At 43.6% G+C, this 21,431-nt stretch carries 20 protein-coding genes; all 20 read right to left on the reverse strand.

From position 1 onward, the window contains the following. Positions 1–537 (reverse strand): prolipoprotein diacylglyceryl transferase (locus SSIN_RS02205; RefSeq protein ID WP_483316111.1); only part of this gene is annotated, 537 nt, incomplete at its 3' end. A 201-nt stretch (positions 538–738) separates the two neighbouring features. Continuing rightward, a complete protein-coding gene (gene trxB, locus SSIN_RS02210; RefSeq protein WP_037615225.1) occupies positions 739–1,650 on the reverse strand; it encodes a thioredoxin-disulfide reductase in 912 nt (303 codons plus the stop codon). A gap of 66 nt (positions 1,651–1,716) precedes the next feature. Further along, positions 1,717–1,941: a DUF4059 family protein gene (locus SSIN_RS02215; protein ID WP_037615226.1), complete on the reverse strand. Its 225-nt coding sequence runs from the start codon at positions 1,939–1,941 to the stop codon at positions 1,717–1,719. A gap of 107 nt (positions 1,942–2,048) precedes the next feature. Beyond that, on the reverse strand, positions 2,049–2,792 hold the full coding sequence (locus SSIN_RS02220) for an amino acid ABC transporter ATP-binding protein (protein ID WP_037615227.1): 744 nt from the start codon (positions 2,790–2,792) through the stop codon (positions 2,049–2,051). Further along, entirely contained in the window at positions 2,792–3,598 is an 807-nt protein-coding gene (locus SSIN_RS02225) for an amino acid ABC transporter permease (protein ID WP_037615228.1), read from the reverse strand. The genes SSIN_RS02220 and SSIN_RS02225 overlap by 1 nt, the downstream gene beginning before the upstream one ends. 209 nt (positions 3,599–3,807) lie before the next feature. After that, positions 3,808–5,151, reverse strand: coding sequence for a DEAD/DEAH box helicase (locus tag SSIN_RS02230; protein WP_037615230.1), 1,344 nt, complete (start codon positions 5,149–5,151; stop codon positions 3,808–3,810). A 100-nt stretch (positions 5,152–5,251) separates the two neighbouring features. Next, entirely contained in the window at positions 5,252–6,235 is a 984-nt protein-coding gene (gene mraY / locus SSIN_RS02235; RefSeq protein ID WP_037615233.1) for a phospho-N-acetylmuramoyl-pentapeptide-transferase, read from the reverse strand. A gap of 1 nt (position 6,236) precedes the next feature. Further along, positions 6,237–8,522: a penicillin-binding protein PBP2X gene (gene pbp2x, locus SSIN_RS02240; protein WP_037615234.1), complete on the reverse strand. Its 2,286-nt coding sequence runs from the start codon at positions 8,520–8,522 to the stop codon at positions 6,237–6,239. Further along, entirely contained in the window at positions 8,512–8,835 is a 324-nt protein-coding gene (ftsL, locus tag SSIN_RS02245; RefSeq protein ID WP_037615236.1) for a cell division protein FtsL, read from the reverse strand. Before ftsL ends, pbp2x begins: the two co-directional genes overlap by 11 nt. A 5-nt stretch (positions 8,836–8,840) precedes the next feature. Beyond that, positions 8,841–9,791: a 16S rRNA (cytosine(1402)-N(4))-methyltransferase RsmH gene (gene rsmH / locus SSIN_RS02250; protein ID WP_037615238.1), complete on the reverse strand. Its 951-nt coding sequence runs from the start codon at positions 9,789–9,791 to the stop codon at positions 8,841–8,843. A 272-nt stretch (positions 9,792–10,063) separates the two neighbouring features. Then, on the reverse strand, positions 10,064–10,321 hold the full coding sequence (locus SSIN_RS02255; protein ID WP_037615240.1) for a DUF896 family protein: 258 nt from the start codon (positions 10,319–10,321) through the stop codon (positions 10,064–10,066). Positions 10,322–10,341: 20 nt separating this feature from the next. Then, the gene (gene glyS / locus SSIN_RS02260; protein ID WP_037615242.1) at positions 10,342–12,381 is read right to left on the reverse strand and encodes a glycine--tRNA ligase subunit beta; all 2,040 of its coding nucleotides are present in this window, start codon (positions 12,379–12,381) and stop codon (positions 10,342–10,344) included. Between the two features lie 2 nt (positions 12,382–12,383). Then, positions 12,384–13,301, reverse strand: coding sequence for a glycine--tRNA ligase subunit alpha (gene glyQ, locus SSIN_RS02265; RefSeq protein ID WP_037615244.1), 918 nt, complete (start codon positions 13,299–13,301; stop codon positions 12,384–12,386). A 626-nt stretch (positions 13,302–13,927) separates the two neighbouring features. After that, positions 13,928–15,136, reverse strand: a complete 1,209-nt coding sequence (locus SSIN_RS02270) for an AbiH family protein (RefSeq protein WP_037615246.1) — start codon at positions 15,134–15,136, stop codon at positions 13,928–13,930. 91 nt (positions 15,137–15,227) lie between these two features. Continuing rightward, positions 15,228–15,980 (reverse strand): DUF6261 family protein, encoded by a 753-nt coding sequence (locus SSIN_RS02275; protein WP_037615248.1) that lies wholly within the window; start codon positions 15,978–15,980, stop codon positions 15,228–15,230. Between the two features lie 62 nt (positions 15,981–16,042). Continuing rightward, a complete protein-coding gene (locus SSIN_RS10465) occupies positions 16,043–16,459 on the reverse strand; it encodes a hypothetical protein (protein ID WP_156956270.1) in 417 nt (138 codons plus the stop codon). Positions 16,460–16,902: 443 nt separating this feature from the next. Beyond that, positions 16,903–17,745, reverse strand: coding sequence for an aldo/keto reductase (locus SSIN_RS02285; RefSeq protein WP_037615251.1), 843 nt, complete (start codon positions 17,743–17,745; stop codon positions 16,903–16,905). An 82-nt stretch (positions 17,746–17,827) separates the two neighbouring features. Continuing rightward, positions 17,828–18,019: a hypothetical protein gene (locus tag SSIN_RS02290; RefSeq protein WP_037615253.1), complete on the reverse strand. Its 192-nt coding sequence runs from the start codon at positions 18,017–18,019 to the stop codon at positions 17,828–17,830. Between the two features lie 325 nt (positions 18,020–18,344). Next, on the reverse strand, positions 18,345–19,496 hold the full coding sequence (nagA, locus tag SSIN_RS02295) for an N-acetylglucosamine-6-phosphate deacetylase (RefSeq protein ID WP_037615255.1): 1,152 nt from the start codon (positions 19,494–19,496) through the stop codon (positions 18,345–18,347). 146 nt (positions 19,497–19,642) lie between these two features. Further along, entirely contained in the window at positions 19,643–21,274 is a 1,632-nt protein-coding gene (locus SSIN_RS02300) for a Na/Pi cotransporter family protein (protein ID WP_037615257.1), read from the reverse strand. Between the last annotated feature and the right edge of the window lie 157 nt (positions 21,275–21,431).

Genomic DNA, 21,431 nt, shown 5'->3' on the forward strand with positions numbered 1-21,431 from the left:
CACATCGAAGCTACCAGCATTTGAATCTACATTTGTAATAGTGAGGGTGCCTTGGGGAGTGTCATCTACTGCTCGAGGCGCTCTCGTTTCTGCCTCTGAGACTGCTTTTGCTTCTGAGCGAATTTTGCTTTCAATAGTGTTTTCAGCAAGTTTGGAAGCTTCTTCACTTGCTGTTTCATCTTTGTTTTGAGCGGATTTATCTGTTTCAGGATTGATTTTAGGTTCCTCAGCTGTCTCTGAGACTCCTGCAGCTGATTCTTTTTGCTCTTCTATAGATGAAGTTGTAATCGCTCTTTCATCTTGACTCGAAGAATTCGCAGATGCAGTAACAGCTTGCTTGCTTTCAGAATCCTGCTCTGAAGAGATTTTTGGCAACTCTGATTGCTTTGATGCATCTGGGTTCGTCACTGCAGCCGACGGCTCAACTTGCTGCCTATCATTTACTGTGTGACTTGCTTCCTCAGCAAATACGCTATTGGCACTTGCTGCTAATAAAATAGCCGTGCTGGCCAGATAAACAAATCCTTTAGTTTTCATATTTCTTTCCGTCCTCATTAATGATTCCTATTTTTATTGTAACATAATATGATAGTTTCGTATCATTTTTATCAGCCTCTATTCAAAAATTGTCCCTATTATTTCATTCGTAAAAAAATATAAAAATGAGGCTGAGACAAAAAGATTTCAATTTTTAAAAATCTTAATTATTAAGCCCTTCAAATCTATAANATCTGCTTTTTAATGCTCTGTAATATACTTATAAACTTCTTGGCCTGCTACTGCTCCATCCCCAACAGCTGTGGTAATTTGACGCAGGTCTTTCTGACGGACATCACCAATGGCATAGATGCCGTCAATAGCTGTTTTCATATGCTGATCCGTGACAATCCAGCCAGCTTCATCGCAGATTCCTAGATCTTTGACAAAATCGCTAACTGGATCTAAGCCGACATAAACAAAGACGCCGCCAAAATCTGCCTCACTGCTTTGCCCCGTTTTTACATTTTCAAAAACTACACTGGTTACCTTACGGTCATCCCCTTTGATTTCTTTTACAACTGAATCCCAGATAAAGCTGATTTTTTCATTGGCAAAGGCCCGCTCCTGCAAGAGCTTTTGCGCCCGCAATTGGTCACGGCGGTGAACAATCGTCACAGATTTTGCGAAGCGTGTGAGGAAAATCGCCTCCTCAACGGCAGAATCGCCACCTCCAACCACTAAGAGATCCTCATCACGGAAAAAGGCACCGTCGCAGACCGCACAATAGGAAACGCCGCGACTATTGTATTCTTCCTCTCCAGGGACTCCTAAATGACGGTGATTGGCTCCAGAAGCCAGAATCACTGTCTTAGTTTCAAAGACTTCATCCTCTGTGATGATTCTTTTATATTCACCCTGATCTTCAATCTTTTCAACCTGACCAAAGAGGTGTTCAACACCTAGATTTTCTAAAGGTTCAAACATTTTCTCAGCCAGTTCTGGTCCGCTGATATGGGCATAACCAGGATAATTTTCAATCTCCGCAGTATTATTCATCTGGCCGCCGTAAATACCGCGTTCAAGCAGGGCTACTTTAAGATTACTTCTAGCTGCATAGAGGGCTGCTGTCATTCCTGCGGGACCAGCCCCAATAATAATTGTATCGTACATCGTTTTTCCTTTCTCTTTGTTGTAACTATGATTAGTCTAACAAAGCTCCTGATTTTTTACAAGTAATTAAGCTTTGAAAACAATCAGCAGACCCAAAACTGCAAAAGACAAAACCGGAATCGTCATAATCGCAATCAAGAGAACATCGTAAAGATGACTTTGACGCTCTTTAGCAGTCTTATCCTTGCGGCGAATCATACGCAGGCCGATCCACAAGCCATCAACAATCCCTACAGCAATAGTAGTATAAATAAGACTTTCGATATAGAGAGAAAAAATCTGATTTAACATGTCAACTCCTCAATAATCAATTGCATTCTTAGTAGCCTTTAAAAAGACTCTGGTCGAAAACAAACTCAGCTGGTCTAGCCAACTGAGCCTTCACATCCTCTATTATATCAAATATATGTCCGTTTGTAACTAGCAAAGAATTCTTTAGTCCTTGCTTCCTTGGGATGATTGATGAGCTCTTCTGGACTCCCCGACTCAATAATATGCCCCTTATCCAGAAAAAGCACTCGATCTGCTACCTGGGAAACAAAAGATATATCATGGCTGACCAAAATCATGGTTTGTCCTGCTTTAGCAGCGTCGGCAATGGATTTCTCTACCTCACCGACTAACTCTGGGTCAAGGGCTGAGGTCGGCTCATCTAGCAAGAGAACATCTGGCTTCATGGCCAAGGCCCGCGCCAAAGCCACCCGCTGTTTTTGACCTCCTGATAAGTGCTTGGGATAATGATTCTCACGGTCAGACAGGCCAACCTTTGCCAACTCTTCCTTGGCAATTTTAGTCGCTTCTTGGTCAGACAGCTTCTTGACTACCAGCAGACCTTCCTTGACATTTTCCAGAGCTGTCCGACGGGAAAATAAATTAAACTGTTGGAAAACCATGGCCAATTTTCGACGCAGAGTCAAAATCTCATCTGGTGAAATGGTTGAAAAATCCACCTTGAAGTTATCAATTTCAATCCTTCCGCTATCTGGCTTCTCCAAATAATTGAGACTGCGCAGAAAGGTTGACTTACCAGCACCTGAGGAGCCTATTAGAGCAATAACTTCGCCTTTTTGAATTTCCAAACTCAGATTATCCAAAACCTTTTGGCTAGAAAATTCCTTACTTAACTGGGAAATTTTAATCATTAAATCCTACCTCCTTGCGCTTGCTCCATTTTGTCCAGATTAGCTGGCGCCTTAATATCCATAGCCTTTTCAATCGCACGACCGATTTGCTCAATCACGATATTGACAATCCAGTAAATAATCGAAACGGAAATGAAGCGCTCAAAATAACGATAATCCGAGCCACCGATAGCCTGAGCCTTAGCGAATACCTCTACGACACCCGCACTAAAGGCCAGAGAAGTCCCCTTGGTCAAGCCGATGAGGGAGTTAATCAGAGTCGGTGTTGCCACAACTGCTGCATTTGGAATGATGACCCTCAAATAGACTTGACGGTTGGTCATTCCCAGACTCCGAGCCGCTTCAATCTCACCTGCGTCCACCGAAAGAATAGCTGCCCGAATCGTCTCACTGGCATAGGCCGCTTCATTAAAGGCAAAGGCGATAATCGCAAAGACTGAGGCAGGGATGGCATTGATATTAAAAGCCGTGCCATATTTTTGATTGATGGCTTTCAACAGGAGTGGAATCCCGAAATAAGTCAGCATGAGCTGAACCAAAAGGGGCGTCCCACGGAGGAAGCTCACAAAGAGAGACTGAATAGGATACAGAATTCTTGTGCGGTTAATCTTGACCACTGCAAAAATCATGGCCAAGATGATGCCGAAAAATGCTCCACCCAGCGTCAACAAAAGTGTGACAGGCAAGGTTTTCAGAATCGCTGGAATCGCATCAAAAACAGCCCGTAGACTAAACAATTTGCCATCTGGAAGGAGCTTCAAGAGCTCTTCATACCAGTCCGCAGTTAGGATATAAGTTGTAAACATTATAGTTACTTCCCTTTCTCGATAATGGATTATTCTATCATAATTTCAGTCAGATGCAAACTATTTAGCATCAGGAAATAGCCAATCATTGAACCTCTTGTAGATAGCTGGAAAATTGCAATAAAATAGACCAGTAATCCTAGTCTATCATAGTTTCACTGGTCTTTAAAATATAATTTTTCTATATCCGCCATAGAAAGAATTTATGACTAAAATGTCTGGCGCTTAGCCTTGCGCTCTGCCCGACCACGTGCACGATTCTCTGCTCGCTTGGTCTTGCGGCGCTTTTCATTGACTGCCCATTGGATTTTCTTCTTGTAGCCTGGCTTGATTTTTTTCTTTTTCTTCTTGATCAGACCCAGCATCTCTGTATCCAGTTTTTCCCTAGTCTTCTCCCGATTAGCCCGGCGATCCCGATCATAGGTATCTTGAAATTCGCCATTTTTAATCATCTTAGGAGTAAACTTGATGCCCAGCTTTTCCAGCTCTCGAATATCCGAATCGTCACTCGGTTGATAGAGGGTAATGGCTGTGCCGGGAAGTCCATTTCGTCCCGTCCGACCAACCCGATGGACAAAGAAAGACAAATCCTGCGGAATAGCATCATTGATGACATGACTGACACCCTCGATGTCAATCCCCCGAGCCGCCAAGTCAGTCGCCACGATGTATTCAAAATCCAGATTCTTGACCTGATTCATGATACGCTTGCGCTCCCGCGGCGGGATATCACCGTGAATCTTAGCTACTTTTAGCCCTTGCACAGTCAGATAGGCCTGCAATTCATCCGCCCGAGTCTTGGTATTGACAAAAATCATAGCCAGATAAGGCTGGAGGATCTGACTAATCTCATAAATCTGGGCATTCTTATCCCGCCCCTTGGTTGACAGGAGCCAATTATCAATGGTATCGGCGATCACTGTCTTGGTCTTAATCTGCTCCATGACTGGATTAGACAGGTATTTTTTCAAGAAAGGCTGGAGTTTCTGCGGAATGGTAGCCGAAAAAACCAGAAACTGCAATTCTTTGGGCAGACGAGCTGCAATCCGGTCGACCGTCTCCAAAAAGCCCATGTCCAACGTCATGTCGGCCTCGTCCACGACAAAGGTATGAGCCTTGTGGATAGCCAAATCACCTGACTCAACCAAGTCATAAATCCGCCCCGGTGTTCCAATGACGATATGGGGCTGGCTAGACTCTAGCTTGCCAATCTGACGAGCCTTGTCAGTTCCGCCTACATAGTTGGCCACCCGAATCTCTTGCTCTGAAAAGCTAGCCAGCTGACGGGCAGCCTGATAGATCTGGGTTGCCAATTCTCGACTGGGTGCTGTAATCACTGCTTGGACACTGTCAGCCTTTTCGTCCAGCTCTTGGAAGATGGGCAGCAAGAAGGTGTGCGTCTTGCCTGATCCTGTCTTGGATTCACCGACCAAGTTTCGGCCAGATAAAACAACGGGAATCAGCTTTTCCTGAACCTCCGTCGCCTCCACAAAGTTCAGGTCCTTGAGGGCTTCCTGAATATAATCTTTAAAGTTAAATTCTGTAAATTTCATTTTTTCCTCTGTTCACTCTTAATCTTATCCATTATACCAAAAAAATATCTTTTCTGCTCAGCTCAGGACGAGAAAAGGCGGGCTTGCGCCCACCTTCACATCACAAATATAGAATTGCCAAAGTTAGCAAGCTAGCTAAGAGGCCTACTCCCCAGAAGAAGAAGTCAACCTTCCATTCACTCCAAGGTTGGCCATGACCAGAAAAGCCACCCAACTCAAAGTGGTGATGGACCGGGGTCATACGGAAAATCCGCTTGCCGCCAGTCAACTTGAAATAAGTCACCTGCATCATGACAGAAGTCGTTTCAAAGACATAGACGATTCCGATAAGAAGCAAGGTCCACTCTTGGTGCAGAGCAATCGAGATTGCGGCTAGCATCCCCCCCAGAGCCAAACTTCCCACATCTCCCATAAAGATCTTGGCTGGCTTATGATTAAAGGTAAAGAAGCCCAGCAAGCCGCCAATCATACTGATGATGACAATCAAAATGTCAAAACGCTTTTGCTCCACAGCAATCACTCCATAGGCTACCAAGCTAATCGCAACGGAGATACTGGCCAAACCGTCAATTCCATCGGTCAAATTCACAGCATTGGAAAAGCCAACCAGCCAAAAGAGGACGAAAAAGATATAGAGGAAGCCCAGATGCACTGGAATAGTAAAAACATTGAGAAAGTCGCCTGCTCCGTGCTGATTGTAAAAGAAGTAAAAGACGACTCCGCCAACCAACTGCAGAAACAGTTTCTGTTTAGGATTGAGCCCCTCATTGATTTTACGGAAGACTTTGAGGAAATCATCCAAAAAGCCAACGATTCCATAGAGGACCAAGATAAAAAGAATCATAATCAGGCTGTTGGACAGCTGATGAGCAACCAAAGCTGTTACAAAACTAGCCAAAACCGAAGCAACCAAAAAGACGGTTCCCCCCATCGTTGGCGTTCCAGCCTTAGCCTGATGCTGCTTGACATCCTCATGCATCTGTTGCCCTGATATACGCGCCTTGTGATAAAAATGGATAAAAGCAGGAATCCCAACAATCGTTAGGATAAAGGTTAAAATTCCTGCAATAATTGCTGTTAACATGCTAGTCTCCCAGTGTAATTGTAATTTTTTTCAAATCTTTCAGTGCTGTATTGACTTTCTCACTCTGCTTGACAATTTTTGAGCCTTCACCTTTAAAAGTGATTTCAAGCCCCTGCCACTCGGCAAATTGCTCAGCATTCTCCTTGGTCCAGCCATACATATCCGGTAAATCTTCAAATTTGTCAGTTAAAATTAAAATCTGTTGATTAGCCTTTAGTTTTTTTCCTTCTTTTACAGAAACCTTTTTGATGTCACTGCCTGTGCCTAAAATGATTGGCTGCACCAGATTACGGCGCAGTTCGTCAGCCAAGCCTCCTGGGCTAATTTGGTTTTTCAGCTTCAGTTGTTTGGTCAAACCATCAATAGACGGCATTTTGTAGGTCGTTTCTTTGTCAACTAATTCCAAAGCAGGGCTATCGCCAGTCAGATTTAAACTGTCTTTAAGAGCTACGGCTTCCTCTAAAACAGGGTTGACAACTTCCTGCCAGAAAATAGCCGAAAATTTGACTTCTGGCTGCTGGACAGTGACATACATGATGAAATCCGGGTCTTCGGCTGGTGTCATGGCTACAACGGAGTGAATATAATCATTCTCCCCTTCTAAGTAGCCCTTTTCCGATGCAATCTGAGCCGTTCCTGATTTAACAGCAACATTCTGCCCAGAAACCTTGATGACTGGTTCGCCACCGATATTCAGTGTTCCATAATAAGGAACTGTTCCGACCTGAATCATATAATCCCGAGTCGTTTTCGCAGCTTTCTCTGAGACTGGATTGCCGACGATTTCCGGCTGAGATTTACGGGCACTGTCTGTTTTAGAATCATAGATAGCTGAGATAAATTTTGGCTCCAGCATCACACCATTATTTGAAATAGCTGAAAAGGCGCGCAGCATCTGAACTTGAGTCACCCCAATCCCCTGACCGAAAGCACTCATAGCAATGGTTACAGCATTATCATCAGGCAGGGCGCCATATTCCTCATAGCCCATACCGAAACGGGTCGGTAAGCCAAATTTGAATTTCGACAGATAATCCAGCCACTTCTCATTTCCCATGGCTTGCTCAATGCGCGTCATACCGATATTACTAGAGAAGATAAATCCTTGGGCATAGGTCAGGACTTGCCCTGTTGATAGGCCTGAGTTTACATCCCAGTCACGAATGGTTGCATCCGCAATCTTATATTCCGTGTTGTCATAAGTACCATTAGGATTAAAAGTGCCATTATCAATCGCCGAAGCCAGAGTCATCACCTTCATCGTCGAACCTGGCTCATACTGCGTCTGATAAAGGAAACTATTCCAGGTTTTTAAATGCTCTGCGTTCAAACCTTCCTTGGTATCGGCATTGTAAGTTGGGCGCTGGGTCGTGGCTAAAATTTCACCTGTTTTCGCACTGACCAAGGTTGCACTGACATATTTTCCTTTTGCAGTCTCCTGAAAAGCATCCATCCGCGTTTCCAAGTATGTCTGCAACTGGGCAGAAAGTGTGGTGTAGACATCTTTTCCATCTTCTGTTTTAACGGAAACCTGCTCAGATCCTGGGACAATATTTCCATTGCGGTCTTTTTCATAGGTGACAAGGCCATTTTGCCCCGCCAAAATCCGATTGAGCGACTGCTCCAGTCCCGAGGTTCCTTCAAGGGTTTTATTGCCCTCTTTGTCTTCCTGCAACTGGGCCTGCCCGATAAATTGGGATGCAAAAACGCCATTGCTGTAGCTTCGGTTAGGGCTTGTCGTAAAGTCCACTCCCTCAACCCCAGCAGCTTTCAGATCCTCCCGAATCGCACTCATAGTGCTATAGGTAACACCATTACCTTGGGAACCGAAAGAAACCTGCTTTAAGTTTTTTTGAGAAAGCTGCTGCTTGACATAGTCCTTATCCATTTCCAGATATTTGTTAAAAATATCAGCAACCTTATCATACTGCGACTCTTCTACATAAAGGATTTTCCCCGCAGCTGACTTATACTCTTTATCGATGACAGCATAAACATTATAGGTCGTTGCATCTTCCGCAATCGGAACACCATTTCGATCATAAATGGTTCCCCGCTTGGCCGCAACAACTACTGTTTTTTGGTGAACAATCTGGGCTCCCTCCGACAAATCAACGCCAAATTTTTGATCCGTTCCGATAATAATAGCAAAATTAATCAAAAAGATGAAAAAGAGAAAAATCGCCAACACACTCATGCTTTTTCCTACCCGTCGTCGATTGTACTGGGCAGTACGCCGATTTTTCAATGCATATTTCTTTATAGTAGTTAACATTTTATTCTTCATTCGTTGTGCTCACTGTTTTACGATTTCCCTTTTGGAGCTTCATATCCTGAGAACTAGCTAGCTGGGAAAGTCTTTCATAGCGTGTCAATTCATTGACTTCCTGCTTGATATCATCAAGCTCAGCCTGCTCCGACTCAATATTAGCATTGACTTCAGTCAAATCACGGTCAACCTGCAGCAGCTTTGTCTGCATAAAAACGATACTAACCGCAAGGATAATCGCTGTTAAAATAATGGAACCATAGAAGGCTTTTTCAACTCGGGAAAATTTTCGAATACGATTTTGAATAGAATGATTTTTTTTATCTGCCATGAAACTTACTCATGTACCTTCCTAGCCACGCGCAGTTTAGCAGAATGAGCGCGATTGTTGGCTTCTAATTCTTCTTTACTTGGTAAAATCGGCTTGCGGCTTACCAGTTCTAGCTTGGGCTGCAAATCATCTGGTATGAAAGGCAGACCTTTTGGAACATCTACGGTTGAGGCTTCTTTAAAAAGCTGTTTGGTCAGACGATCTTCCAGCGAATGAAAGGTAATCACTGAAATACGACCCCCCACTGCCAACAAGTCAATGGCCTGCTGAATGGATTCATCGGCCGCTCCCAACTCGTCATTGACTTCAATCCGAATAGCCTGAAAAATCTGCTTAGCTGGATGACCTTTTTTCTTCAGGTCCTTAGCAGGTTTGGCTGATTTGATAATCTCAGCCAGCTCTGTCGTCGTTTCGATTGGTTTGATGCTCCTCGCCTGCTCAATCTTACGGGCAATCTGCTTGGAAAACTTATCCTCTCCGTATTTGAAAAAAATACGGACCAAATCATGATAAGAATACTGATTCACAACTTGGTAAGCTGTCAAAGCAGCATCTTGATTCATCCGCATATCCAAAGGCGCATCCTGCTTATAAGAAAAACCACGCTCCCGCTCATCCAGCTGCGGACTAGATACGCCCAAGTCGTAACAAATCCCATCGATTTTCTCAACTCCTGCTTCATTCAGACGAGTCTTGAGATTGCGGAAATTATCCTTGATAAAGGTCACCATTCCCCGCTCAATGTAGGGAGCCAGACGTTTTTTGGCATTGTCAATCGCAGCCTGATCTTGGTCAAAAGCATACAAATGCCCCTTTTCCCCCAGCTTGCTCAAGAGATACTCGCTGTGACCAGCTCCGCCCAAAGTCGCATCAACATAGATGCCATCTGGATGAACAGCAAGCTGGTCAATCGTTTCGTGAAGAAGTACTGTAATGTGATGAAATTCTTTTGTCATATCTTATCTATTATACCACACTCAGACCCAAAAAATCATAAAAAGAGAATTGAACACGACAAAGGTATGAAAAAGTCTGCGGTCGTAAAACGAGAAAAACTGACTGTTGTTATCGTATCTTTTACAAAAAATGAACGGATGGCAGTGACAAACTACTAAGCAAGCACTCATTTTCGCAGTGTTGCATGCCGAGTAACCATTACAAAAGGCCTAGAATCAGCGTTTTAAACGCGGTTCTAAGCCTTGCTTTTAATGACTTTCGGTCTTTTCTCTTATGATTCTGGATCATCCAGACTGCGGCCGTGAAGACCTTTCTCACGCTGGATTTGACGCAGCTTTTCAGGCGTTATATCATTGCCAGCCTCGTCGACAATCTTGATGCCTTCAATGTGGTGGCGAACAGAGCGACGGTAGCCTTCGATATACTCTTCACGAAGCTTGGCCTGCTCTACCTTTTCCGCTCCAGTCAGACCGACTGTTTTTTTCTTTTTAGCCAGCTCATTAATACGGGCAATTTTTTTAGGATCCATAATTCTACCTCTCTTACCTTTTATTTCGTATTAATCTGATTAAACTGGGCCAGCTGTCCCGCTTTGGCTGTCAAAGAAGCTAGGAGAGCTAGGCGATTGTTACGTACAGCCTCATCATTAGCCATAACCATAGTATGGTCAAAGAAAGCGTCAATAACTGGACTGAGGGCAAAGAGTTGGTCCAAATTGGCAGCTAAGTCTGACGTCAGCTCCACTGCTTCAATGGCAGCTGCCAAATCTTTTTCCTCTTGATTTTCAAAGAGAGCTGGATTGACAGCTGTTTGACCTTGGGCTTTCTCAGCAAGATTAAAGACCCGAGACAGGCTTTCCACTGCTGACTTAAAGTTGTCTTTCTGAGCTTTTTCCGCTAAAAGCGCAGCTGTTTCTACCAAATCACGTACGACAAAGTGAGTTCTTTGAAGAACAGCTGTCACGATATCTTTTGGAATGCTGCGATCCATCATTTTCTCAACACGGGCACGGAAGAAGTCTAGCACGGCCTCTTGATTGTCATAGCTTAGGCTATCAAACTTGAGTCCGTAAAGTCGACCAAGAAGCTGAGCCAAGTCAATGTTCCAGCCAAACTTGTCCAAGATACGCACAACACCTTGAGTCGCACGGCGCAGAGCATAAGGGTCATTGGAACCGCTTGGAATCAGTCCAACTGAGAAGAAGGACAGAATGGTATCCAGCTTATCAGCCAGAGCCAAGACCGCACCGACCTTAGTATCAGGCAATTCGCCATCGGCTGAAGTCGGCATATAGTGCTCCCGAATGGCAGCTGCCACCGCAGCATTTTCACCAGCTAGAAGAGCATACTTCTCACCCATGATGCCTTGCAGCTCATCAAATTCACCAACCATACCAGTCAGCAAGTCAAACTTATAAATAGCCGCTGCACGAGCTAAGTCTGCCGTCTCCTCAGCATCCAATCCTGCTTCTTGCGCCAAGAGAGCCGCAATCTTGCCAGTCCGCTCCATATGCTCTGCTAGAGAGCCAATCTTTTCGTGGAAAGTCACATTACTCAGCTTTTCAACCAAGTCGGCAATAGCTAGTTTTTGGTCTTCCCGCCAGAAGAATTCCCCATCTTCCAGACGAGCCACCAAGACTTTTTCGTTTCCCTTGATGACATTTTCCAGATGCTCTGCATTCCCATTGCGGACAGAGATGAAGTGTGGTAAAAGCTTGCCTTCAGCATCGCGCACAACAAAGTAACGCTGATGCTCTTTCATGGAAGTTACCAAGACTTCCTCAGGCACCTCTAAATATTTGGCATCAAAATTACCTAGGAAAGCAGTTGGATATTCGACAAGATTCAACACTTCATTGAGCAAGTCTTCATCAATCTCGATAGAAACCCCGTGCTCCTCTTCAAGTGCTCGAATCTGCTCGACAATCATATTTTCCCGTTCAAGAGGACTGGCAATGACAAACTGAGCCCGTAGGTCATCTTCATAGGAATTCGCTGAAGCAATCTCCGTTTCTTGACCCAAGAAGCGATGTCCTCGGCTAGTACGGCCGCTCTTGATATCCAAGAAATCCAAGTCAAAGGCCTGCTCATCTAAGAGCACAGTCAAGGTGTGGACAGGGCGGATGTATTCAAAGGTATTGTTGGCCCAGTGCATGCTGACAGGGAAGGTCAGAGCTTGCAGAACTTCTGTCACTGCTGGGATGACCTCTTCTACAGGGCGACCGACCTCTTCCTTGGTCACATAGACGTATTCTTCCCCCTTAATTTCGCGGAAAGTAATGTCCTCAACCGTCAATCCCTTGCCACGGACAAAGCCCTCTGCAGCCTTGGTAAAGTTCCCATCTGCGTCCAGAGCGATTTTCTTAGAAGGGCCTTTGAAATCTTCGGTCAAATCAGACTGCTTGTCCACCAAGCCAACCACGCGCACCGCCAAACGACGAGGTGTTGAGAACATTTCAATTTTCTCAAAGGTCAGACGATGGTCTGTCAGGAAGGCCCCCATCTTGTCGCGCAGCTGCTTCATGCTCGGTGTCACGACATAGGCTGGCATTTCCTCCAAGCCTAATTCAACTAATAAATTTTTTACCATGATTATTCTCCCTCCTCTGCCAAGAGTTTCTCGCGAGTCTCAGCATCCAAAAGTGGGTAGCCCAGACGCTTGCGCTCAGCCACAAAGGTCTTGGCCACGACACGCGCCAGATTACGAATACGGGCGATATAGCCAGCCCGCTCTGTCACAGATACAGCGCCACGCGCATCCAAGAGGTTAAAGGTATGCGAGCATTTGAGAACGTAGTCATAGGCTGGGTGTACCAGATGCTCGTCCAGACAGCGCTTGGCTTCTGCTTCAAACTTCTCAAAATTCCCCAAGAGCAAGTCTTGATCGCTGACCTCAAAGCTGTACTTGGAATGTTCATACTCAGGATGAATGAAAATTTCACCGTACTTGACGCCATCAGCCCACTCAATGTCATATACAGAGTCCACTTCTTGGATATAAGAAGCCAGACGCTCCAGACCATAAGTCACCTCAGCAGTCACCGGCTGAGTTGGCAGACCTCCGACCTGCTGGAAGTATGTGAACTGAGTGATTTCCATACCATCCAACCAAACTTCCCAGCCTAAACCAGCCGAGCCAGTTGACGGATTTTCCCAGTTATCCTCGACAAAGCGGATGTCGTGCTCCAGCGGATTGATGCCTAAAAGCTCCAAAGACTGCAAGTAAAGTTCTTGGATATTGCTTGGAGAAGGCTTCATAACCACCTGAAATTGATGGTGCTGATAAAGACGGTTCGGGTTTTCCCCATAACGGCCATCTGCTGGCCGACGAGACGGCTCTACATAGGCTGCATTCCATGGCTCAGGTCCGATAGCACGAAGGAAGGTATAGGGGCTCATGGTTCCCGCTCCCTTCTCATTATCATAAGCCTGCATGAGCATACAGCCCTGATCGTTCCAGAACTGCTGTAAAGTCAAAATTATTTCTTGAAACGTTAACTTCTTAGACATTTTTTACTCCTTTAATTTCTTGAGATTCTTACGAAGCGTTCAAAAGGGAACGATTATTTCCCTTTTGAAAAGCTAGTACATCGCCTAGACAAACCGCCCATAGCGGTTGTCGTTAGTCAATCAAACCCTTAGGTTCGCAATTGACTTTGGCGAGGTGAAATGTTAATTTCTTAGACATTTGTTACTCCTTTAGTTTGTTTCATTCCTAGCGCTAGACCTATCCTCTGTTCTGTTTGAACAAGCAAAAGAACCGCATCAGACACACCTAGGCTATTTCAACCTAGGGGCGTCAAGACGCGGTTCCACCCTAATTTATTACTTCATTCTATTTGTAAATTCTAACCGAAAGCGCCATCTGCACTGCTTCCCTATCCGGCTCCCACCAACCCGGACTCGCTAGAAAGTAGACAATGAGAATTCTTTCTAGGCATTATTGTAACAAAAAAGATTGCTTTTGTAAAATGCTTTTCTGATGATTGGTGAAAAATTCCTCTGAAACTAGTAGGACACTGTAAAAATATAATTCTTTACAGGATTTATATTTAACTTAACTAGTAGCTATTTTATAAAACATGTTAATCTTTGATTAAAACACCTTCATTCTAAGAATATAAATCTTTCAGTTTTTACCTCCCCGGTAAACTCCATTTCAAAAAGGCATCCTTCATGCCATTTGCATCATCACTTTTCACAAAAACCACTTTTCTTTGGCCTGTCAGCTCTACCAATTTTTCTTTACCAAGGATGATTGCGAGATTCTTAATAATTGAACGTTTAGCTGATTCATCGTAATAAGTAAAAATAAATCGATAAGGATACTCACCTTTCTTTGCTAATTCAAAACATTTTTGAAAAATCTCTTTATCCAAAGGATCCACTGAATGACCAAAAATAACAATGTTTTTCGAAACTGGAACTCTAGTCGGAACAGCACGCCCTACAACAGAAGTATTTTTTCCAGTATAATTTCTCTTAATAAAAAATTCTTCAAATTTATTTCCTGTTTCTTTGACAACTCTTTGATAATATTTCTGGTAAGGAATCAAATCACTGTTGACATCATTTTCTTTATCCTCAATTCCAAAGACCATGGTATTGATCCGATTAAAAGTTCTATCTAAATCAATTCGACCATGTATAAAATGAGTTCTTTCTTCAACAGTTCCAAATAGATAAGCTGACGTGTTGGTATAATTAAAGTTTAAAACATAAGAACTTAATAAATGAGGTACTGCATCCAATGCTGTTGGACTTGCTTTAATCCCTCGAACTTCAAAATCTAAATAATCTAAATATGACAGATAGATTTCTAGCAGTTCTGTTAAGAAATCAAGCTGTCTAATAAATTCGTTATTTAAATATTCCAGTGCAACATCTCTCTCCAAAGAACTCCAGCCTTTTTCATAGAATAGGAAGGAAAATGTATCCGCAACATATGATTTTGAACTGCAATTACTACTTCTTCGCCATCTAAGCTTCCAGTTTTCTATAAATCTAGGTAAAGGTTCATTAGTGGTATTATATAACAAATCACTATTTTCTTTAAATTGCATTATCGCATCTGCAAGTTGCGAAATTATAATTTCAAGATTGGACCAGTTTTCCCCGATAGTTTCTTTGTTCTCATTAATAAATCTCAAATATAAATTATTTTTGTATTTCTCAATACTAATATTTTTAGCTTTTAGAAACTCCAGTAATTTCTCATCTGGATTAGAAAATAATTGTTTTTCAAACTCTATAAAATCCGTATACTTCGTTTTCCGCCCCATCGCAATATCAAAACCGTTACCCAAGATTAAAATAGTTTCTGAAAGGAAAGTACTATTTACCATAAAATTTCTCCTCTATATTATAGACAATTACTAAAATTATACCACGAAACCAGCAAAAACCCCCTAGATTCCGATTCTAAGGGATGATGCTTTATTCTGTTTTTTCTCTTGTCTCTTCCGTTTTTGTTTTCTTATTTGTGCCGACTAGACGTCGCTTACTGTCTCGGATGGTATTGAGATCTTTGAGGAGTTTGGTCAAGTGGGTTTTCTCCGGATAGGCTTCTGCGGAGGCTGCGGTATAGCGCATAAAGAGGTCGTAAGAGCGGGAGAGTTGCATGCGCAGCTGCTTCGTTTTACCGACTTCTTTGCTAGACTTGGCTGCGCGTGCTAAGGCTTCTACTTTATCATATTCTTCTTGAGCAGCCGTTACAGCAGTAAGCATAGGTAAGAGTCCCAGAGTAGTCACTGCTGTCTGATAGGGTTCTTCCTTGAGAGTTTTGAGGAGACTCTTAATCTCAGCAGTGGCGACATCATTGGTATGCTTGGGGATGTCCTTATACTTGGTAAAGACTGGGGATAGGCTTTCGTGTGCTGCCTTAAGATTAGCTTCCTTAATCTTAGCAAAGCCCCTGTGCAGGGTGAAAAGACCAACCAGAGCGCTGTCACGCTCCTTATCGACTTCCGCTAGACTCATGGATTGCTTAGTCTCCACATTAGCTAGCTGAGCTTGGAACTGCTCTAGCTTGCTATCAAAGCTCTCGAGGTGCTTCGTATACATATCCTCGTTCTTATGGGACTTGGCAAAATTTGTGAGAATCATATGAGAGTCTGCCATCAGGCTTTCAAACTCACGATGAGTAAAGTTGCTATAAGCTAGAGGGCGAATGGTATAGGTAGTTGTCATAATGAATCCTTTCCAAAATCGAATGGTAATCTATATAATTACAGTTAATGGAGAAATAAGAATCAGTCTTCGAACAAGCTGAATTCAAAAGGACGATGCGGATTAATAGGAAATTTTTTGTGTTCCCTGTCCTGCTGGATAATTCTTTCCTTAGGGTTGAGAGGATCTGACCAATCAAACTTGAGAGCTAAGATTTGCCCAAGGATAAAAACTAGCAATAAGACTAGCAAAAGATTGAACCATGAAAAATAGGTGTCTTCTGATTTTTTAGCTATGCTCATCTTCATTATCTCCTTTAACTTGATAATGTCAGTATAGCATGCCGATAAAATGCTTTGTGAAAGCTGTCCTGAAATGTCATTTTTTAGGCCTGAAAGTGCATTTTTTCTAAAAAATCTTTGCTTTGTAAAGTATATTTCCACCTTTTTAAAAGAAAAAGAGACAAATAGCCTCCCATCTGACTGACCTTTGTTTATCATTCTAGGTCAACTGAGGGACTATTTGTCTGTAAAAAATGAGTGATTAAGGTGTTCGATGCCTAGATTGCTAAAAAACTTTTGTAAACTATATCTTACGATGCCTAGAATACATATAAACTTTTGTAAATAGTCGCATTCGAAACCTCTACCACCTCGAAACTTTAGTAAATGGTACCGTTCGACTCATCGATTGCTTTGAAATTTTAGTAAACAGCACCAATCGAAGTCTAGATCGCCTTTCTTTTCCTCTACCTTTTCACTTTCAAGAGTTCGAACACTTTACAGAATAGCTGCAGATAATCTCCAGCCAACCAGTGGAGCTCCAAGACTGCATGGTGCTGATCTGAAACTACGACAGTCTCACTAGCATAGTTAAAAAAGGCGAGTTAAGTAATCGACCGACAAGCTTTCTTTGTCTGAACTTTGACAAAAAATCACTTTCATCAAAAATCCTTATTGTCCGGATCTGGCGCCCCGGCTTCGACAGGTAGGCTTTTAAGAAGTTCCATGTCAGCAGCATCTAGCTCGATGTCAAAGCAATCTAGATTGCTGGTAATTCGGCTCGGAGTGACTGACTTAGGCAGGGGCAGGAAGCCTTCTTGCAAGCTCCAAGCCAGAGCGACTTGGGCAATAGTCTTGCCATACTTGTCTGCGACAGCCTGCACTGCTAGATTTTGAAAAAGCTCTCCTTGACCAAAAGGTCCCCAAGCTTCTAGCAAAATAGCATGCTCACGGCAGAAGTCCACCGCTTCTGCCTGATAGACTCCCGGTGCTAGGCGGATTTGATTTACAGCCGGAGTGATGCGTGCTGTCTCAAGCAGAGCCTCTAGGTGATGGGGCAGGAAATTGCTGACGCCGATGGCCCGAATCTTGCCCGCCTCATAGAGATCTTCCATGGCCCGCCATACTTCCGCATTGCGCTTTTTCCAAGCACCATCTTCTCGCAAAGGTTTTGGATTGGGCCAGTGGATGAGATAAAGATCCAGATAGTCCAAGCCCAGCCTTTCCATAGAACGGGCAAAAGCTGCCTGAGCTTCTTCATAAGTATGATTGCCATTCCAAAGCTTAGTCGTGATGAAGAGATCCTCACGCTCAAGGCCGCTGTCCTTAATGGCTCGGCCGACGCTTTCTTCATTCTTATAGACCGCTGCCGTATCAATGTGCCGGTAGCCTGCCTTGAGAGCGGCCAGCACTGCCTGATAGGCTTCCTCACCATCCTGAGCCTTCCAAGTACCAAAGCCCAGGACTGGAATTTTCACACCATTGTTTAAGAGATAGTCTTTCATCTCATGCCTCCTTGATTTTTATCTATGCACAGTTCAGCATTCTTTTATCCGGCAGAAGTTTCCTCGCCAATGCCAATAAAGCTCATTTCCCTTTTTTCTTTTTAGGAAATTTTGGTTTGAAAATATTTTCTTTCGTTGGTGCCATACCTTTACTGAAAAAGCTGTAGCTGATAAAGGCCAAGCCGATAAAGGTCATTAAAAAACGTTTCAAAACAAGCCCGAAAAGAAGGAAAACAACTCCCATTGCCAGAAATTTCACATCAATCTTTTTCATACCCTACCCCCGTCTAATCATATAATCATATTATATCACGCCCCCACCAGCAATTCAAACTTCTCTCATCGCACATTTCACATCTTCTGGCTGATTAGACTACTGAAGAATCCAACTTGCAGCTCTTAATCTAACCTCAAAAACTAAGCAAATTCTTCAAAGAATGATGAAAGTTTCATTCAGAAACAACTCTTTTGAAGCAGATATAAGGTGCGACCTAGGATTGAGCTTTGAAAGTTTGCCAAAGCCAACAAAAAGGATAGACCATTAACCTATCCTTTCTGAAAAATATAAGGAGACTTTTTAAAACGAATGGTTTACTATTTTATACTGTAAAACGTTTTTCACCATCCAGATAAGTGGCAACCAGCTCTAAATCCTTGTCCAGAACGATAAAGTCAGCATCGTAGCCTTCCTTGATCTGGCCGCAGACATCATCAATGTGTACGGATTTTGCTGGAATCAGACTAGCCATCATGACTGCCTGGTGAGGGTTAGCAATGCCCCACTCAACCACGTTTTTCAGGCCGTCTTTGAGCTGCAAGATTGATCCTGCTAAGTTGCCGGTAGATTTGAGGCGAGCCGTACCATTGGCTACGACTACTGGAAATTCGCCCAGCATGTAGTCGCCGTCGTCCAGACCCCCTGCAGTCATACAGTCGGTGATGAGGGCTATATGTTCATGCCCTTTTTGCTTGAGCAAAATATCACAGGCTTTGGGATCCACGTGGTGACCATCACAAATCAGCTCTGCGTAAGTGTGGGGCAGCTCGTACATAGCCCCAACCATGCCCAGCTCGCGGTGGGTCAAGCCCCGCATGCCATTGTAAGCATGCACCCAAACACTGGCACCCGCTTCTACTGCTGTCTTGGCTTCATCATAAGTCGCATTGGAGTGCCCCAGCGCCACTGTCACACCTTCATCAGTGATGGTGCGGACAAATTCCTCCACTCCCTCACGTTCTGGTGCCAGAGCGATCTTATTGAGAAGACCATTGGAAGCCTTTTGCCAAGCACGAAATTCATCCATGCGCGGATCTTTCATATAGGCTGGATTTTGGGCCCCCTTGTACTTTTCGGTAAAGTAAGGCCCTTCAAAATAGAGACCGCGAATCTTGGCACCGCTAGCTTCTTGATAGCGGACACCGATATTTTCCGTCACAGCCAAAAGCTGCTCATAGGAAGAGGTCAGCGTAGTCGGCAGGAAACTGGTCACCCCAGTCGTCAAAAGCCCTTCACTCATGGTGTGGAGGGTACCTTCGATGTTATTGTCCATGACATCGACTCCACCAAAGCCATGGATATGGGTGTCCACCAGCCCCGGCGCGACAGAGTAGCCTGTGTAATCAATCACTTCCGCATCAGCAGGCACTTCTTGTACCAATTTCCCAAATTTTCCATCAATCAATTCCAAAAATCCACCCTTACGAATCCCTTGAGGATAGAAAAATTGATCTGCTTTAATATATTTAGGCATCTGACTGCCTCCTCTTGTTCAATTTTTTATTGACTCTATTATAACGCTTTCTGTTTTATTTGTAAATGGTCTATACCTGTTTTTTGAAAAAATTTATTATATTATTTGAACAAACAAAAAAGCAGGAAACCTGCTTTTTAAAATTCTTAAATCTGCTCGATTTGGACTTTTTCTGCCAAATTCATGGCATGGTCAGCAACCCTAGTATAGTGCGAAATAATTTCGATAAAGTTGACACCAGCCTGAGGCGTACATTCTCCTCTATTTAGACGAGAAATATGCGTCTTGCGCAGCTTGCGCTCTAGCTTATCAATCGCTTCATGTTTCGCTGTCAAATTATTCGCCAACTCAACATCATTTGTTTCCACAGAAGTTAAAGCTTCTTTGATAAACTCTAAAGTCATGTGATAAATTTTTTCTAGTTCTTCCAAAGCAGCTGGTGAGAAGGTAACCTTCTTGCGAAGCAGGTAGTCTGTCAGATTTATCAAAGCCTCTGAGTGATCCCCAATTCGCTCCAAATCTCGGCTGGAGTCTAAAATATTGGTCAGGATTTCACTTTCCTTTTGACTGAGCTGCTCACCAGAAAGTGCAATCAGATAACGAGTCAGTTCATCATCAATCGCATTGATGGCTTCCTCCGTCTTATGCCCCTTTTCAGCAGCTTTTTCTTCATGGTTAATGATATAATCATAGGCCAGTTCAAAAGATTTAAAAGCATAGCCACCCATGTGAAGCAGTTCCTTTTTGGCATTTCCCAAAGCCAGAGATGGTGCCTGATGAATCAAAATCTTGTCCAGATAAAGAGGTTCGTATTTGACTGTTTCATCCTCACCCGCAATCAGTTTCGTAACCACATAGGCTAAAACACCGATAAAGGGAAATTGAACGATAGTATTGGTGATATTAAAGGTCCCGTGAGCAAAGGCAATGGTCATTTCCGGTGACAGATGCAGCGCTGTCTCAAACCACTGAATCAGAGCCGTAAACGGCACGAGAAAAATCAAGCAGATAACTGTTCCAATGACATTAAAGGCCACATGGGCACCAGCTACGCGTTTGGCTGCGATATTGGCTCCTAAGGAAGCGATAATCGCTGTAATCGTGGTTCCAATATTGTCACCAAACAGCACCGGCAAGGCTCCTTGCAGGTCAATGAGATTGCTGGCATAAAGATTCTGCAGAATCCCAATGGTCGCTGAGGAAGCCTGAATGAGGAGGGTCAGCCCCGTCCCGACAAAGACACCCAAAATCGGATTTTTACTAAGCTGAACCATATAATCCCGGAAGACCTGCAGATCCTTGAGAGGCTCCATGGCTCCGCTCATCAGATTGAGGGCAAAAAAGATACCGCCGACACCAAAGAGGATTCGGCCGACATTATTAACCGAGCGATTTTTGGTAAAAAAGAGGCAAACCGCACCGACAAAGAGTAAAGGCAAGGCGTAATCACCCAGCTTAAAACCGATGATAAAGGAGGTCACAGTCGTCCCGATATTGGCCCCCATGACAATCCCGATGGCCTGACGCAGGGTCAACAGCCCCGCACTAACTAGACCGACTGTAATGACCGTCACACCTGAACTGGACTGAATCAGGGCAGTCATGCCGATACCGACCAGGACACCTAAAAAAGGATTGCTGGTGTACTTGTCGATAAAGTAGCGCAATCGATCTCCCGCCGCCTGCTGCAGCCCATCTCCCATCATGCGGATACTGTATAGAAACAGCCCCAAGCCTCCCAAGAAGCTAAATAAAATTTCTTGCCAATTAATGGACATTTCTTTTCCTCCGAAAAATAAATATCGAATATTCTCCTTTTTCTATTGTAAAGGATATTAATTAAAGTAACAAGCTTTTTTTTTAAAAAAATATTTGTAGCGTTACAATAGATGTGAGACCTGAGTACCAAAAAAGAAGAAACCTTGATATGATTAG

The organism is Streptococcus sinensis, assembly GCF_000767835.1.
Lineage (GTDB): Bacteria > Bacillota > Bacilli > Lactobacillales > Streptococcaceae > Streptococcus > Streptococcus sinensis.

What these genes read in the sequence shown, in the direction of transcription:
- glyQ (WP_037615244.1), bottom strand. Translation starts at nt 13,301, where the DNA reads ATGTCTAAGAAGTTAACGTTTCAAGAAATAATTTTGACTTTACAGCAG.
- SSIN_RS02220 (WP_037615227.1), bottom strand. Translation starts at nt 2,792, where the DNA reads ATGATTAAAATTTCCCAGTTAAGTAAGGAATTTTCTAGCCAAAAGGTT.
- ftsL (WP_037615236.1), bottom strand. Translation starts at nt 8,835, where the DNA reads ATGGCAGATAAAAAAAATCATTCTATTCAAAATCGTATTCGAAAATTT.
- SSIN_RS02230 (WP_037615230.1), bottom strand. Translation starts at nt 5,151, where the DNA reads ATGAAATTTACAGAATTTAACTTTAAAGATTATATTCAGGAAGCCCTC.
- SSIN_RS10465 (WP_156956270.1), bottom strand. Translation starts at nt 16,459, where the DNA reads ATGATAAACAAAGGTCAGTCAGATGGGAGGCTATTTGTCTCTTTTTCT.
- SSIN_RS02255 (WP_037615240.1), bottom strand. Translation starts at nt 10,321, where the DNA reads ATGGATCCTAAAAAAATTGCCCGTATTAATGAGCTGGCTAAAAAGAAA.
- SSIN_RS02270 (WP_037615246.1), bottom strand. Translation starts at nt 15,136, where the DNA reads ATGGTAAATAGTACTTTCCTTTCAGAAACTATTTTAATCTTGGGTAAC.
- rsmH (WP_037615238.1), bottom strand. Translation starts at nt 9,791, where the DNA reads ATGACAAAAGAATTTCATCACATTACAGTACTTCTTCACGAAACGATT.
- SSIN_RS02215 (WP_037615226.1), bottom strand. Translation starts at nt 1,941, where the DNA reads ATGTTAAATCAGATTTTTTCTCTCTATATCGAAAGTCTTATTTATACT.
- SSIN_RS02275 (WP_037615248.1), bottom strand. Translation starts at nt 15,980, where the DNA reads ATGACAACTACCTATACCATTCGCCCTCTAGCTTATAGCAACTTTACT.
- SSIN_RS02300 (WP_037615257.1), bottom strand. Translation starts at nt 21,274, where the DNA reads ATGTCCATTAATTGGCAAGAAATTTTATTTAGCTTCTTGGGAGGCTTG.
- nagA (WP_037615255.1), bottom strand. Translation starts at nt 19,496, where the DNA reads ATGCCTAAATATATTAAAGCAGATCAATTTTTCTATCCTCAAGGGATT.
- SSIN_RS02290 (WP_037615253.1), bottom strand. Translation starts at nt 18,019, where the DNA reads ATGAAAAAGATTGATGTGAAATTTCTGGCAATGGGAGTTGTTTTCCTT.
- mraY (WP_037615233.1), bottom strand. Translation starts at nt 6,235, where the DNA reads ATGTTAACAGCAATTATTGCAGGAATTTTAACCTTTATCCTAACGATT.
- pbp2x (WP_037615234.1), bottom strand. Translation starts at nt 8,522, where the DNA reads ATGAAGAATAAAATGTTAACTACTATAAAGAAATATGCATTGAAAAAT.
- trxB (WP_037615225.1), bottom strand. Translation starts at nt 1,650, where the DNA reads ATGTACGATACAATTATTATTGGGGCTGGTCCCGCAGGAATGACAGCA.
- SSIN_RS02225 (WP_037615228.1), bottom strand. Translation starts at nt 3,598, where the DNA reads ATGTTTACAACTTATATCCTAACTGCGGACTGGTATGAAGAGCTCTTG.
- glyS (WP_037615242.1), bottom strand. Translation starts at nt 12,381, where the DNA reads ATGGTAAAAAATTTATTAGTTGAATTAGGCTTGGAGGAAATGCCAGCC.
- SSIN_RS02285 (WP_037615251.1), bottom strand. Translation starts at nt 17,745, where the DNA reads ATGAAAGACTATCTCTTAAACAATGGTGTGAAAATTCCAGTCCTGGGC.